General features: G+C 73.4%; 10 protein-coding genes. 5 read left to right on the forward strand and 5 right to left on the reverse strand.

Annotation, left to right across the window (positions count from 1 at the left end; all coding sequences use genetic code 11):
• Positions 1-312 precede the first annotated feature (312 nt).
• From ACIA8Q_RS18215 to panB, 3 genes are all read right to left on the reverse strand, one after another.
• Entirely contained in the window at positions 313-1,125 is an 813-nt protein-coding gene (locus tag ACIA8Q_RS18215) for an ABC transporter permease (RefSeq protein WP_360214594.1), read from the reverse strand.
• Positions 1,122-2,129, reverse strand: coding sequence for an ATP-binding cassette domain-containing protein (locus tag ACIA8Q_RS18220; protein WP_360214596.1), 1,008 nt, complete (start codon positions 2,127-2,129; stop codon positions 1,122-1,124). Before ACIA8Q_RS18220 ends, ACIA8Q_RS18215 begins: the two co-directional genes overlap by 4 nt.
• Before the next feature lie 233 nt (positions 2,130-2,362).
• On the reverse strand, positions 2,363-3,232 hold the full coding sequence (gene panB / locus ACIA8Q_RS18225) for a 3-methyl-2-oxobutanoate hydroxymethyltransferase (RefSeq protein WP_360214598.1): 870 nt from the start codon (positions 3,230-3,232) through the stop codon (positions 2,363-2,365).
• A 279-nt stretch (positions 3,233-3,511) separates the two neighbouring features.
• Between panB and ACIA8Q_RS18230 the strand changes: the two genes are divergently transcribed.
• The 3 genes from ACIA8Q_RS18230 to ACIA8Q_RS18240 all read left to right on the forward strand — a co-directional run bounded on the left by ACIA8Q_RS18230 (position 3,512) and on the right by ACIA8Q_RS18240 (position 7,271).
• Positions 3,512-5,122: an MFS transporter gene (locus ACIA8Q_RS18230; RefSeq protein WP_360214600.1), complete on the forward strand. Its 1,611-nt coding sequence runs from the start codon at positions 3,512-3,514 to the stop codon at positions 5,120-5,122.
• A 165-nt stretch (positions 5,123-5,287) separates the two neighbouring features.
• Complete coding sequence (locus ACIA8Q_RS18235; protein WP_360214602.1) at positions 5,288-5,926, forward strand: TetR/AcrR family transcriptional regulator; 639 nt, start codon at positions 5,288-5,290, stop codon at positions 5,924-5,926.
• A 289-nt stretch (positions 5,927-6,215) separates the two neighbouring features.
• A complete protein-coding gene (locus ACIA8Q_RS18240) occupies positions 6,216-7,271 on the forward strand; it encodes an endonuclease/exonuclease/phosphatase family protein (RefSeq protein WP_360214604.1) in 1,056 nt (351 codons plus the stop codon).
• Between the two features lie 26 nt (positions 7,272-7,297).
• On the opposite strand, the gene ACIA8Q_RS18245 is transcribed toward ACIA8Q_RS18240, so the two are convergent.
• The gene (locus ACIA8Q_RS18245; protein ID WP_360214606.1) at positions 7,298-9,052 is read right to left on the reverse strand and encodes an NAD+ synthase; all 1,755 of its coding nucleotides are present in this window, start codon (positions 9,050-9,052) and stop codon (positions 7,298-7,300) included.
• A gap of 174 nt (positions 9,053-9,226) precedes the next feature.
• Between ACIA8Q_RS18245 and ACIA8Q_RS18250 the strand changes: the two genes are divergently transcribed.
• Both ACIA8Q_RS18250 and ACIA8Q_RS18255 read left to right on the forward strand, forming a co-directional pair.
• Positions 9,227-10,588: a glutamine synthetase family protein gene (locus ACIA8Q_RS18250; protein ID WP_360214608.1), complete on the forward strand. Its 1,362-nt coding sequence runs from the start codon at positions 9,227-9,229 to the stop codon at positions 10,586-10,588.
• Positions 10,589-10,788: 200 nt separating this feature from the next.
• Entirely contained in the window at positions 10,789-13,821 is a 3,033-nt protein-coding gene (locus ACIA8Q_RS18255) for a bifunctional [glutamine synthetase] adenylyltransferase/[glutamine synthetase]-adenylyl-L-tyrosine phosphorylase (RefSeq protein WP_360207615.1), read from the forward strand.
• 141 nt (positions 13,822-13,962) lie between these two features.
• On the opposite strand, the gene ACIA8Q_RS18260 is transcribed toward ACIA8Q_RS18255, so the two are convergent.
• Entirely contained in the window at positions 13,963-14,928 is a 966-nt protein-coding gene (locus ACIA8Q_RS18260; RefSeq protein WP_360207612.1) for a phosphatase PAP2 family protein, read from the reverse strand.
• Positions 14,929-15,194 lie beyond the last annotated feature (266 nt).

Below are 15,194 nucleotides of genomic sequence, written 5' to 3' on the forward strand. Positions count from 1 at the left end.
GAGAAGCCGGCGTGGGGGTACCCCCGGCCGAAGGCTGGGGGAGTGCGTGCCCCGGCGGCGACCGCCTGGCGTGATCCGAAAGACACGCCCTAGGCCCGCCCCAGCCGATCAGCCGGGGCGCGCCCGGGGCCCGCCCGGCGGAATCCGCCGAACGGGCCCGGGGCCACCTGGCGGCGAGGGCCTGGCCGGCCGGTGCCCGTCCCCTGGTCACCGGCCGGCCCGCCCGTGCTCCGGCCGGCACCTGTCCCGGGTGCCGGCCGGTCGTCCGCCGGGCCCGGGGGAGGGGGCGGCGGGCGTTCCGGGGCCGTCGGCTCAGGTCCGCTTGCGGAACCGGGCGACGGCGAGCGGGGCGAAGACCGCGGTCGAGGCCGCCGACCAGACGAGCACGATCATCACCGGGTGGGCCACCGGCTCGTGGCCGTTGAGCAGGGCGCGGGAGGCGTCGGCCAGCGCCGAGAGCGGGTTGACCTCGGTGAACGAGCGCAGCCAGCCCGGCATGGTGCTGGTGGGGGCGAAGATCGAGCTGCCGAACTGCATCGGCATCAGGACCAGCATGGACACGCCCTGGACGGCCTGGGCACTGCGCAGCGACATGCCCAGCAGCATCGAGATCCAGACGATCGACATGCCGAACAGCAGCGAGAGTCCGACGGCGGCGACCACCTCGGGCAGGCCGGTCTTCACCTCGAAGCCGATGCACATCGCGAAGCCGATGAGGATGACGAAGGAGAGCAGCGCCCGGCAGGTCTCCGCGGCGATCTTGGAGAGCAGGACGGCGGAGCGGCCGATCGGCAGGGTGCGGAAGCGGTCCATCACCCCGGTCTGGAAGTCGCTGTTCAGACCGGTGCCGACGGCCATCGCGAGGGTGAGCCCGGTCTGTCCGAGCAGGCCGGGGATCATGTACTGCTTGTAGGCGTCCTGGTCCCCGGAGACGGCGCCGCCGAAGACGTAGACGAACAGCACGGTGAAGATGACCGGCATCAGGACGGCGTCGAACATCGACTCCGGGTCGGCCTTGATCCGCATCAGGTTGCGCCTGGTCAGCGCACCGACGTGGCGCATGGTGCCGGCCAGGCCGATCCGGGTGTCCTCCACCCGGGCGGGGGCGACGGTGGCGGTGGTCATGCGACGGGCTCCTTGGCGAGGCTGAGGGCGGTGTCCGCGGCGGCGGGCTTGCCGGTGATGGCGAGGAAGACCTCGTCGAGGCTGGGCACCTTGGTGTCGATGCCGGCGATCGCGAAGCCGCGGCCGCCGAGCACCCCGATGACGGTGGTCAGCTGCCCGTCGTCGGTGAGCGGCACCGCGAGCAGGCCGGTGTCGGCGGAGTAGGTGGCGGTGGCGATGCCGGTCTCCTGCAGGCAGCGCGTCATCTCCGGCAGGTCGGCCGGGTCCGCCGGGCGCACCTGCAGGGTCTGGCCGCCGACCCGGGCCTTGAGCTCGGTGACGCCGCCGCTGGCGATGACCCGGCCGCGGTCGATGACGGTCAGCTCGTCGGCGAGCTGCTCCGCCTCCTCCATGTACTGGGTGGTCAGCAGCACGGTGGTGCCCTCGGCGACCATCCGCTGGACCTCGTCCCAGACTTCGTTGCGGGTGCGCGGGTCCAGGCCGGTGGTGGGCTCGTCCAGGTAGAGCACCCGGGGGCGGCCGATCATGCTGGCGGCCAGGTCGAGGCGGCGGCGCATGCCGCCGGAGTAGGTCTTGGCGGACCGCTTGGCGGCCTCGGTGAGCGAGAACCGCTCCAGCAGCTCGGTGGCCCGGGCCTTGGCGTCGCGGCTGGAGAGGTCGAGCAGCCGGCCGATCAGGTAGAGGTTCTCGTACCCGGACAGCAGTTCGTCGACCGAGGCGTACTGGCCGGTGAGGCCGATGGTGCGGCGCAGTTGCTTGGGCTGGCGCAGCACGTCGTAGCCGCCGACGAAGGCGGTGCCGGCGTCCGGCTTGATCAGCGTGGAGAGGATCCGGACCAGGGTGGTCTTGCCGGCGCCGTTGGGGCCGAGCACGCCGAGGACGGTGCCCTCGCGGACGGTCAGGTCGACCCCGTCGAGGGCCTTGGTGCTGCCGTAGTGCTTGACGATGCCGTGCACCTCGACGGCGTTCCCCCGGTCGTTCGGGGCGGTGGCGATTCGTGTCATGCCACCAGGTTGTCCGGCCCGGCTGTCAGCGGGCTGTCGTGGCGGTGGCGGACCGGCGGGGCCGCTGTCAGCGCGCTGTCGGGCCGCTGTCACCGGTGCGGCCCGCCGCCCCGGGAGGGCCTGGAGCGGGGGGAGCGGGCTCGCCGGGCCGGGCGCGTCGGGTCCGGGGACGACGAGGGCCCCGCTCCGGTCGGGAGCGGGGCCCTGCTGCTCGCCCGGCCGGGCGGGCGCCGTCAGTGGAAGCTGTGCTCCTCCGCCGGGAAGGCGCCGCCGCGGACGTCCTCGGCGAACGCGCGGGCGGCGTCGCCGAGGACGGCCCGCAGGTTGGCGTACTGCTTGACGAACTTCGGCACCCGGCCCGCCGTCATCCCGGCCATGTCCGTCCAGACCAGGACCTGGGCATCGGTGTCCGGTCCGCCGCCGATGCCGACGGTCGGGATCATCAGCTGCTCGGTGACCTGGGCGGCCAGCTCGGCCGGCACCGCCTCCAGCACGACCGCGAAGGCGCCGGACTGCTGGACGGCCTTGGCGTCGCGCAGCAGCTGGTGCGCCGCCTCGTCGCCGCGCCCCTGGACGGGGTAGCCGCCGTAGGCGTGCACGGACTGCGGGGTGAGGCCGATGTGCGCCATCACCGGGATGCCGGCCTCGACCAGCAGCTCGATCGAGCGGGCGCTGCGCTCGCCGCCCTCCAGCTTGACCGCGCCGACGCCGGCCTCCTTCATCAGCCGGGCCGCGTTGTGCATGGCCTGCGCCGGGGACTCCTGGTACGAGCCGAACGGCAGGTCGGCGACGATCATCGCGCGCTTGGTGCCGCGGACGACGGCGGCGGAGAGCATCACCATCTGATCCATGGTCACCGGGACGGTCGTCTCGTAGCCGAGGTGGCAGTTGCCCGCGGAGTCGCCGACCAGCAGGACCGGGGTGCCGGCCTCGTCGAACACCCCGGCGGTGAGGGCGTCGTACGCGGTCAGCATGGACCACTTCTCGCCGCGCTGCTTGGCGGCGGCGAGGTCCCGGACGGTGACGCGGCGGTTGGTGACCCCGCCGTAGAGCGAGGCGGTGGTCGCCTGGTTCTGGGCAGGCGAAGGCGAAGAAGCGTTCATGGAACGGACTCCTGAAGGGTTGTCGTCTCGTGGCGCCGTGCGGCGTCCCCGGATCACCTCCATGCTTGCACGCCCCGGCGCGGGCGCAAAGAGGCGTGCGTGCGACCGGGTGCGATCTACGGCACACCGGTGGCCGGGGGGGTGCCCGGACTTTGCCTTCATTTTACGAAACGGGGTCGTCTCGTATCGTAATGGCCGCTACTCTGGTGCGGGGGGTTACGAGACGACGATGGCTCGGAATTGCCCGCCAGTGCCACACCACCACGGACGGGAAGACCAATGACCACCGCAGCCGCGCCACCCCGCGTGCCGGAAGCCATCCACCGTCGGCGCTGGGCGATCCTCTGCACCCTGGTGCTCGCCCTGCTCGTCGTCGTCCTCGACAACTCGATCCTCAACGTCGCGATGAAGACCATCGCGACCCCCGCGCCGGTCGGCCTCGGCGCCAGCCAGAGCGACCTGGAATGGTCGATCAACTCCTACACGCTGGTCTTCGCCGGGCTGCTCTTCACCTCCGGCCTGCTCGGCGACCGCTTCGGGCGCAAGCGCGCGCTGCTCGGCGGCATGGTGGTCTTCGGCATCGCCTCGCTGCTCTCCTCGATGGCCGCCTCGCCCGGTGAACTCGTCGGCTACCGCGCCCTGATGGGCGTCGGCGCCGCCCTCGCGATGCCCGCCACGCTGGCCATCATCATGAACGTCTTCGAGCGCTCCGAGCAGCCCAAGGCGATCGGGATCTGGGCCGGCGCGGTCGGCCTGGCCATCGCCATCGGCCCGATCACCGGCGGCGTGCTGATCGAGCACTTCTGGTGGGGCTCGGTCTTCCTGATCAACGTCCCGATCGTGATCGTCGCGGTGATCGCGATGGTGGTCCTGGTGCCCGAGTCCAAGGACCCGAACCCGGGCAAGCTGGACCCGGTCGGCGTGCTGCTGTCGATCATCGGCCTGGTCGCGCTGATCTACGGCATCATCAAGGGCGGCGAGCTCGCCGACTTCACCGCCGTCGAGGCCTGGGGCCCGACCCTGGTCGGCCTGCTGGCGCTGGCCGCCTTCGTCTGGTTCGAGGGCCGCACCCGCTTCCCCGCGCTGGACGTCACCTGGTTCCGCAACAAGGTGTTCAGCGCCTCCGTGGTCGTCGTCGGCGTGGTCTTCTTCGCGCTGATGGGCGTCTCCTTCTTCGGCGTCTTCTACACCCAGAGCGTGCGCGGCTACAGCGCGCTGCAGGCCGGCCTGCTGATGCTGCCGCTGGCCGTCGCCCAGCTGCTGTTCGCGCCGCGGGCCCGGCTGGTCGTCGACCGCTTCGGCGTCGCCGCCACCGCCGCCGTCGGCATGCTGCTGATCGCGGCCGGCTTCGTCGGCTACGCGCTGCTCGGCGTCGCCACGCCGATCTGGGTGCTGATCGTGCTCGGCCTGCTGATGGGCACCGGCATGGCGCACGTCATGCCGCCGGTCACCGTCGCGATCATGGGCTCGCTGCCCCGCGAGAAGGCCGGGGCCGGCTCGGCCGTCAACAACACCTTCCGCCAGGTCGGCGGCTCGCTCGGGGTCGCCGTCCTCGGCGCGGTGCTCTCCACCGTCTACCGCGACCACATGTCCGACACGCTGAACCAGCTGCCCGCCGAGCTGCGCGACAAGGCCGGCGAGTCGCTGGAGGCCACCCTGGCCATCGCCGGGCGGATGGGGCCGAAGGGCGCCGCCCTGGTCGCCCCGGCCGACGACGCCTTCATCAGCGCCATGCACGTGGTGGCCTCGCTGTCCGCCGGCATCACGGTGGCCGGCGCCCTGATCGCCTGGTTCCTGCTCCCGCGCCGCTCGGCCGCCCCCGGCGGACCGGCCGGGCAGGGCGCCGACCAGCCCGACCACAGCCGCCCGACCGTCCCCGCGGACGCCTGATCCGCGGTTGAACTGAGCGACAATGGGCCCTGCCACCCGGATGAACCCCCGGGTGGTGGGGCCGTGGTCCAGGGCGGCGGCCACCCGCGGGCCCGGCCCACGGGCCACCACCGGACGACGAGCGGCGCCCGCGCGCCACGCGGACAGCGAGGGAGAACAGCGGGGATGACGACGGACACCCCGGCCGCAGGGACCGCACGACCCTGCGTCGCCGCCCGGCGCGGCCGACCGCGCAGCGAGGCCGCCGAACAGGCCATCTTCACCGCCGTCGAGGACCTGATGGCGGGCGGCACCACGCTGTCCGACCTCACCATCGAGGGCATCGCCACCGCGGCCGGCGTCGGCAAGGCCACCATCTACCGGCGCTGGCCCAACAAGGAGGCCCTGCTGGTCGACGTGGTCAGCCGGCTGGAGGTGCCGATGCCCGAGCCGACCGGCGGCACGGCCCGGGACGACCTGGTCGAGATGGTCGACTACATGCGCCGGCGCGGCCTCGCCAAGCGCAGCCGCTGGGTGCTCAAGGCCGCCTTCGGTCAGATGCACGGCCTCCCCGACCTGTACAAGGTGTACCGCGAGCGGGTGGTCAGGCCGCGCCGGGAGGCCGCGCTCGACCTCATCCGCCGGGCCGTCGACGAGGGCGTGCTCCGCGCCGACCTCGACGTGGAGCTGCTCGGCGACCTGCTGATGGGCCCGATCCTCTACCGCAGCATCCTCTGGGACGACTCCGACCTGGAGGACCCGGACCTGGCCCGCACCATGGTCGACTCACTGCTGGAGGGCCTCGCGCCGCGCGCCGCCTCCTGACCCCGGGCACCCTGGCCCCCGTGCGCCCGGACCCCCGCCGACCGTCCACCGACCGCCCGGACCCCCGCCGCCGGGCCGCCCGCCGACCGTCCACCGACCGCCCGGCGGCGCCCGACGTGGCCTGGCTCACCAAAGAGGGCCGCGCCGGAACCCGCTCCGCCGGGCCCCGCGTCTGTCCCGGCATAGGCTGAGCCGGTATCCGAACGAACCGGCACCGGTCCGGCACACGCCCGTGAACCCGCGGGCCGGACCCCGGAGCGGCGGACGGCACGACAGGCGGGAGCCACGGATGACGCAGGCGGACAGGACCGACCGGACCACGGCCGCGGAGCGGGGGGAGCAGGACGCCCCGGAGCCCGTCGACCGTCCCGGAGGATTCCTGGGCCTGCGGCACTGGGGCCGGGACGGCCGCGGCAGCACCACCTGGCGCCGCGGACTGGTCGTCGCCGCACTCGCCGTGCTCACCGCCGCCCTGCTGGCGTTCCACGCCGAGGTCCCCAACAGCGTCGGCAACCTCGGCAGCCTGCTGGAGACCTTCCTGCCCTGGCTGGGTCTGGCCGTCCCGGTGCTGCTGGTGCCCGCGCTGCTGCGCCGCTCCGCCACCGCGCTGATCGCCCTGCTGCTGCCCGTCGCGATCTGGCTCAACCTGTTCGGCGGCCTGCTCAGCGACAAGAACGGCGGCTCCGGCGACTTCACGGTGGTCAGCCACAACGTCGCCGCCGCCAACACCGACGTGCCCGGCACCGTCCGCGGGCTGGTCGCCTCGGGCGCCCAGATCATCGCCCTCCAGGAACTGGCCGGCAAGCCGCTGCACTCCTACGAGACCGGGCTCGCCGAGGCGTACCCGTACCACGCGGTGGAGGGGACGGTCGGCCTCTGGTCGAAGTACCCGATCAGCGGGGTCTCGCCGGTGGACCTCAGGATGGGCTGGACCAGGGCGTTCCGGGCCCAGGTCGCCGCCCCGCAGGGCCCGGTCGCGGTGTACGTCGCGCACCTGCCCTCCGTGCGGCTGAAGGCCGAGGGCGGCTTCACCGTCCACCAGCGGGACGTCAGCGCGCAGGCGCTCGGCGACGCGATCCAGGCCGAGCAGGTGAAGAAGGTCCTGCTGCTCGGGGACCTCAACGGCACCATGAACGACCGCAGCCTGGCGCCCGTCACCTCGCAGATGCGCTCGGCCCAGGGCGCCGCCGGGGACGGCTTCGGGTTCAGCTGGCCGGCGGCCTTCCCGATGGCCAGGATCGACCAGATCATGAGCAAGGGCGGCCTCAAGCCGGTCGACTCCCGCACCCTGCCCCAGGACGGCAGCGACCACCTCGCGGTGGCCGCCACCTACCGGTTCCAGTAGCCCCGGCCGCCGTCCGCGGGACGGTCTCAGCCGCGCCGCCAGCGGTTGGTGATCGGCAGGCGGCGGTCCCGGCCGAAGTTCTTCACCGAGATCTTGGGGCCCGGCGGGTACTGCCGCCGCTTGTACTCGGCGGTGTCCACCAGCCGGACCACCCGGTCCACCACGGCCGGGTCGAAACCGGCCGCGACGATCGCGTCCCGGCCCTCGTCGCCCTCGATGTAGCGGTCCAGGACGCTGTCCAGCAGGTCGTAGTCGGGCAGCGAGTCGGTGTCCTTCTGGTCCGGCCGTAGCTCGGCGGACGGCGGCTTGGAGATGGTGTTCTCCGGGATCGGCGGCACCTCGCCGCGCCGCTCGGCCTCCTCGTTGCGCCAGCGGGCCAGCCGGAACACCAGGGACTTGTAGACGTCCTTGATCGGCCCGTACGCGCCCACCGAGTCGCCGTACAGGGTCGAGTAGCCGACGGCCAGTTCGCTCTTGTTGCCGGGCGCGAGCACGATGTGCCCCTCCTGGTTGGAGATCGCCATCAGCAGCGTGCCGCGCAGCCGGGACTGCAGGTTCTCCTCGGCCAGGCCGGTCAGTTCGGTGGCGGCCACGTACGCGTCGAACATCGGCGCGATGGAGACGGTCCGCAGGTGCAGGCCGGTGCGGCGGGCCAGTTCGGCCGCGTCGTCCCGGGAGTGCTGGGAGGAGTAACGGCTGGGCATCGAGACGCCGTACACGTTCCCGGCGCCGATCGCGTCCACCGCGATCGAGGCCACGAGCGCCGAGTCGATGCCGCCGGAGAGGCCGATCAGCACCGACCGGAAGCCGTTCTTGGTGACGTACGCCCGGGTGCCGGAGACCAGCGCGGCCCAGATCTCGGCCTCGTCGGACAGCCGCGGCGCGACCCCGGCGGCCACCGGGAGGGCGGGTGCGTCCCGCGGGCCGCCGTCCAGCTCGGTGCGGACCAGGTGCAGCCCGTCGCTCAGCAGCAGGCCGTCGGTGTGGTCGCTGCTGGCGGCCGGCAGGTCGAGGTCCAGCACCAGCAGGTGCTCCTCGAACTGCGGGGAGCGGGCCAGCACTTCGCCGTCCGCGCCGACCACGATCGAGTCGCCGTCGAAGACCAGCTCGTCCTGGCCGCCGACCATGTTGACGTACGCCAGGGTGCAGCCCGCCTCGGCGGCCCGGCGCCGGACCAGCTCCAGCCGCTGGTCGTCCTTGTTCCGCTCGTACGGCGAGCCGTTGACCACCAGCAGCAGCCCGGCCCCGGCCTCGCGCGCCGCGGTGACCCGGCCGCCGTCCTGCCAGATGTCCTCGCAGACGGCCAGCGCGACGTCCACCCCGTGCACCCGCAGCACCGGCAGCTGGTCGCCGGGGACGAACCAGCGGTACTCGTCGAACACGCCGTAGTTGGGCAGGTGGTGCTTGGCGAAGCGGGTCACCACCTCGCCCCGGTGCAGCACGGCGGCGCAGTTCTGCGGGGACCCGGCCGGGCGGCCGAAGCGCGGCGAGGCGTGCTCCGAGCGTCCGAGGTAGCCGACCACGACGGGCACCTCGCCCAGTCCGCCGGCCGCCAGGCGCCCGGCCAGCCCGACCAGCGCGGTGCGGGACGCCTCGACGAAGGAGCGGCGCAGGGCGAGGTCCTCGACGGGGTAGCCGGTCAGGACCATCTCGGGGAAGGCGACCAGCTGGGCGCCGGCCGCCACGGCCTGCTCGGTCCAGCGCACCACCTCATCGCTGTTGCGGGCGATGTCACCGACCCACGGGTCGATCTGGCTCAGGGCGAGACGGAGATTGGGCATGCCCCGAGTGTAATCGTCGATCTGACGCAATGTGCGGTCCGAGGGGGCGGAACGGGGGTCGGCGCTGCCGTCCGGGCCGGTGATCGGCCATGATGGGGGCAGTCGCCTCCGGAGGTCTCCCGAGGGTTCTCCGGGCGTAACACGAGCGTAAAGAGCAGAGGTGAGACTGTCCCCATGGGCAAGCAGCAGCAGTTCGTGCTTCGGACGCTCGAAGAGCGTGACATCCGGTTCGTCCGGCTCTGGTTCACCGACGTGCTCGGGTTCCTCAAGTCGGTGGCGGTGGCACCGGCCGAACTGGAACAGGCCTTCGAGGAAGGCATCGGCTTCGACGGTTCGGCGATCGAGGGCTTCGCCCGGGTCTACGAGTCCGACATGATCGCCAAGCCGGACCCGACCACCTTCCAGATCCTGCCGTGGCGCTCCGAGACCCCCGGCACCGCCCGGATGTTCTGCGACATCCTGATGCCCGACGGCTCGCCCTCCTTCGCGGACCCCAGGTTCGTGCTCAAGCGCACCCTGGAGAAGGCCTCCGACCAGGGCTTCACCTTCTACACCCACCCCGAGATCGAGTTCTTCCTGCTGAAGAACCTGCCCGGCGACGGCACCCCGCCGATCCCCGCCGACCAGTCCGGGTACTTCGACCACACCCCGCGCGGCGTCGGCCACGACTTCCGCCGCCAGGCCATCACCATGCTGGAGTCGATGGGCATCTCGGTGGAGTTCTCCCACCACGAGGGCGCCCCCGGCCAGCAGGAGATCGACCTGCGCTACGCCGACGCGCTGTCCACCGCCGACAACATCATGACCTTCCGTCTGGTCATGAAGGAGGTCGCGCTGGAGCAGGGCGTGCACGCCAGCTTCATGCCGAAGCCCTTCTCCGACCACCCGGGCTCCGGCATGCACACCCACCTCTCGCTGTTCGAGGGCGACCGCAACGCCTTCCACGAGACGGGCGCCGAGTACCAGCTCTCCAAGGTCGGCCGCTCCTTCATCGCCGGCCTGCTCAAGCACGCCGCCGAGACCGCCGCCGTCACCAACCAGTGGGTGAACTCCTACAAGCGCATCTGGGGCGGCTCCCAGCGCACCGCCGGCGCCGGCGGCGAGGCCCCCTCGTACATCTGCTGGGGCCACAACAACCGCTCGGCGCTGATCCGGGTGCCGATGTACAAGCCCGGCAAGCAGGGCTCCACCCGGGTCGAGGTCCGTTCCCTCGACACCGGCTGCAACCCGTACCTCGCCTACGCCGTCACCCTCGCGGCCGGCCTCAAGGGCATCGAGGAGGGCTACGAGCTCCCGCCCGGCGCCGACGACGACGTCTGGGCGCTCTCCGACTCCGAGCGCCGCGCCCTCGGCATCCAGCCGATGCCGCAGAACCTCGGCGAGGCGATCGACCTGATGCAGCGCAGCGAGCTCGTCGCCGAGACCCTCGGCGAGCACGTCTTCGACTTCTTCCTGCGCAACAAGCGCCAGGAGTGGGAGGAGTACCGCTCCGAGGTCACCCCCTTCGAGCTGCGCAAGAACCTGCAGGTGCTGTGAGCGGCTGACGTTCGGTCGAACGGCCGGGGCCCGCTGTCGTCCGACCGGATGACGGCGGGCCGTCCCGTGTGGGGGGGGGGCGACTCCCCGGCGGCCCCCCCCGCCGGGTGGCTCCCCGCCCGGTGGGGCCGTCCGGCGCTCGCGCCCGGCGGCGGGCCGCGCGGGCGCGTAACCTGCTGGGGCGGACGGATGGAGGGGCCATGGCGGTGGAGGAGCAGCGGGCCGGGAGCCGGGTCAGCCGGCCGGAGATCAGGCTGGTCCGGCGCGGGTTCACCGACCCGGCGCAGGCGGTGCGGCTGCTGGCCGGTCCGGGACTGGAGGGCCTCGCCGACGACCCGGTGCTGCTGGACGCGCTCGGTGCCACCGCCGACCCCGACCTCGCCCTGCTCGGCCTGGCCCGGCTGCTGGAGGCCGCCGACGAGGCGGACCGGCACACCCTGCGCGACACCCTGACCACCTCCAAGCCGCTGCGCGACCGGCTGCTCGGCGTGCTCGGCGTCTCCACCGCGCTCGCCGACCACCTCGCCCGTCACCCGCACGACTGGCACGTGCTGGTCACCTTCGAGCTGCGCGACATGCACCCGGGCCCGGAGGACTTCCGCCGCGCGCTCGCCGAGGGCGTCCAGGACGGCGGTCGGCAGGGTGCGCGCACCCCGGCGGACGCCCTGCGCACGGCCTACCGCCGCTGCCTGCTCGCCATCGCGGCCCGCGACCTCACCGGCACCACCGACCTCGCGCAGACCGCCGCCGAACTCGCCGACCTGGCCGGCGCCACCCTGCAGACCGCCCTGGACCTCGCCGCCGAACAGGACCCGGACGCGGCCCGGGCCTGCCGGCTCGCCGTGATCGGGATGGGCAAGTGCGGCGGCCGGGAGCTCAACTACGTCTCGGACGTGGACGTCATCTTCGTCGCCGAGCCGCGCGAGGGCGTGGACGAGCAGGAGGCGGTCCGGGCCGCCACCCGGCTGGCCGCGGCCCTGACCCGGCTCTGCTCGGACACCACCGGTGAGGGCACCATCTGGCCGGTGGACGCCAACCTGCGCCCCGAGGGCCGCAACGGCCCGCTGGTGCGCACCCTGGCCAGCCACCTCGCCTACTACCAGCGCTGGGCGAAGACCTGGGAGTTCCAGGCGCTGCTCAAGGCCCGCCCCGTCGCCGGGGACGCCGAGCTCGGCGCCGCGTACGTCGAGGCGCTCGCACCGATGGTCTGGCAGGCCGCCGCCCGGGAGAACTTCGTCACCGACGTGCAGCAGATGCGCCGCCGGGTGATCGACTCGATCCCCGCCACCGAGCTGGACCGCCAGCTCAAGCTCGGCCCGGGCGGGCTGCGGGACGTCGAGTTCTCGGTGCAGCTGCTCCAGCTGGTGCACGGCCGCACCGACCGGGCGCTGCGCAGCGGCAACACCCTGGAGGCGCTGGCCGCGCTCTCCCGCGGCGGGTACGTCGGCCGGGCGGACGCCGCCTCGCTGGACACCGCCTACCGCTTCCTGCGCTCGCTGGAGCACCGGATCCAGCTGCACCGGCTGCGCCGCACCCACCTGATGCCGACCGGCGAGGAGGACCAGCGCCGGCTGGCCCGGTCGCTGGCCGGGCTGATCAACGACGACACCCGCTCGGACCCGGTGGCCGCGCTGCAGCGCGAGTGGAAGCGGCACGCGGTGGAGGTGCGCCGCCTGCACGAGAAGCTGTTCTACCGGCCGCTGCTGGACGCCGTCGCCGAGCTGCCGGCGGGCGCGACCGGGCTCACCCCGGACGCGGCCCGGGCCCGGCTGGAGGCGCTGGGCTACGCGGATCCGGCCGCCGCGCTGCGCCACCTCAGCGCGCTCGCCTCCGGGGTGAGCCGCAAGGCCGCGATCCAGCGCACCCTGCTGCCGGTGCTGCTCGGCTGGTTCGCCGACTCGTCCGACCCGGACGCCGGTCTGCTCAACTTCCGCCAGGTCTCCGACGCGCTCGGCCGCACCCCCTGGTACCTGCGGCTGCTGCGGGACGAGAGCGCCGCCGCCGAGCAGTTGGCCCGGGTGCTGTCGGCCGGCCGGCTCGCCCCCGACCTGCTGCTGCGGGCCCCGGAGGCGGTGGCCATGCTGGGGGACCCGCAGGGCCTGGAACCGCGCGGCCGGGCCGCCCTGCAGCAGGAGGTGCTGGCCGCCGTCGGCCGGGCCGGCTCCACCGCCGCGGCCGTGGCGGCCGCCCGTTCGGTGCGCCGCCGGGAGCTGTTCCGGACCGCCGCCGCGGACGTCCTGGGCCGGCTCGGCGAGGACCCGGCCGAGGCGCTGGACGCCGCGGGGGAGGCGCTGACCGCGATCAACGCGGCCACCCTGCAGGGCGCGCTGCGCGCCTGCGTGGCCGGCTGGGAGGCCGAGCACGGGGACCTGCCGACCCGGATCGCGGTGATCGCGATGGGCCGCCTCGGCGGCCGCGAGCTGGGCTACGGCTCGGACGCCGACGTGCTCTTCGTCCACGAGCCGCTGCTCGGCTCGCTGGACGAGGACGCGGCCCGGGCCGCCCAGGCCGTCTGCCACGAGCTGCGGACCCTGCTGGGCGCGCCGTCCACCGAGCCGCCGCTGCTGGTCGACGCCGACCTGCGGCCGGAGGGGCGCAGCGGCCCGCTGGTGCGTACCCTCGCCTCGTACGCGGCGTACTACCGGCGCTGGTCGCACGCCTGGGAGAGCCAGGCGCTGCTGCGCGCCGAGCCGGTGGCGGGGGACGAGGACCTGGGGGCCCGCTTCCGGCAGCTGGTGGACCCGCTGCGCTACCCGGGCACCGGGGTGCCGGAGCGGGACCTGATGGAGATCCGCCGGATCAAGGCGCGGATCGAGGCGGAGCGGTTGCCGCGCGGGGCCGACCCGACCACCCACACCAAGATCGGTCGCGGCGGGCTGGCGGACGTCGAGTGGACGGTGCAGCTGCTGCAGCTCCAGCACGGGCACGAGCTGCCGGCCCTGCGCACCACCCGGACCAGGGCGGCGCTGGCGGCCGCCGCAGGGGCCGGTCTGGTCGATCCGGCCGACGCGGAGGTGCTGGACGCGGCCTGGGTGCTGGCGTCCCGGGTGCGGTCGGCGGTGATGCTGGTGCGCGGCCGGCCGGGCGACAGCTTCCCCGGGGAGGCCCGGGAGCTGGCGGGGGTGGCCCGCTACCTCGGGTACGGGGCCGGGCACAGCGGGGAGCTGGTGGACGACTACCGGCGCACCACCCGGCGGGCCCGGGCGGTGGTGGAGCGGCTGTTCTACGGCTGAGCCCGGAGACGCGAGGACCACGGGTGTCCCGGAGGCGCGAGGACCACGGGTGAGCCCGGAGGCGCCAGGACACGGGTGGTCCCGGACGCACCGGAGGGGCCCCGGTCGGGGCCCCTCCTGGTGGGTCGTGCGGGCGGGCGGTTACCGCCGGGCGCTGCTGACGGCGGGCTCGCTCCACTGCTCCGGGACGGTGATCGGCTCCTCCGCCGTCTCCCGGGCGGGCACCTGTGGCAGCCGGTACGCCCAGGAGTGGTAGAGCCAGCGGGCGGCGAGGAAGCCCACGGCCAGGCAGATCTCGCCGCCGACGGCGTCCATCCAGAAGTGGTTGGCGGTGGAGACGATGACCACCAGGGTGGCCGCCGGGTAGAGCAGGCCGAGCACCCGCACCCACGTCCGGCGGGCCAGGAAGAAGATCGCCAGGCCGCACCACATCGACCAGCCGATGTGCATCGAGGGCATCGCCGCGTACTGGTTCGAGACGTGGGCGGCGGGCCCGGAGGCCATCGAGCCCCAGGTGCCGTGGGCCTTCACCGTGTCGATGAACCCGCCGTCGGTCATCAGGCGGGGCGGTGCCAGCGGGAAGAAGTAGAAACCGACCAGGGCGATCGCGGTGGTGACGAAGAGCACCGTGCGGGCGGCCGCGTAGCGGCCGGGGTGGCGCCGGTACAGCCAGACCAGCACGCCGATCGTGACGACGAAGTGCAGTGTGGCGTAGTAGTAGTTCATCCCGGTGATGAGCCACCCGACGCTGTCCACGCCGTGGTTGATCGAGCGCTCGACGGCGATGCCCAGGTGCTGTTCGAGGTCCCAGATCCACGTCGTGTGCTTCTGGGCCGTCGTCGCCTGCTCGGGGACGGCGTTGCGCACGATCGAGTAGATCCAGTAGCTGATCCCGATCAGGGCCAGCTCGAACCAGAGCCTCGGCCGGGCCGGTGAGCGGCGCTGGTCGCGGATGCGGCCGCGCAGCACGGCGGTGCGGGACCGGGCGGCGCGGGTGGCTCCGTCGGGCAGGCGCCCCGGGGAGGCCGGCCGTGCGTCGGAGCCGTCGCCGTGCGCCGCGTCGGCGCGCTCGGTGCGGCGCTGCTGGATCTCGGTCGGTTCCCCCATGGTCGAGAAGTCTGCCAGACCTCCCGTCGCCGTCTGCTCATCCTCCGGCAGTGGATTCTTCACCGGTTGTCCCCCTTGAGGGCTAGGGGCCGGCTCCCACCGGGGGAGGGGGTGCGATCGGGTCTGGTGGCTACCGGTGGGACGGACATACGTCCCATTGTCACGCCGCCCGCTCGAAGGGAGTAATCGGGGTGGTCGAGAGGGCCTGGGGCCTGCGTTTTCCCGGGACGAAACGGTTTCTGCATCTTGCTGAAACATATTGCAGG

Origin of the sequence: Kitasatospora sp. NPDC051705 (assembly GCF_044453265.1) — a bacterium.
GTDB lineage: Bacteria > Actinomycetota > Actinomycetes > Streptomycetales > Streptomycetaceae > Kitasatospora.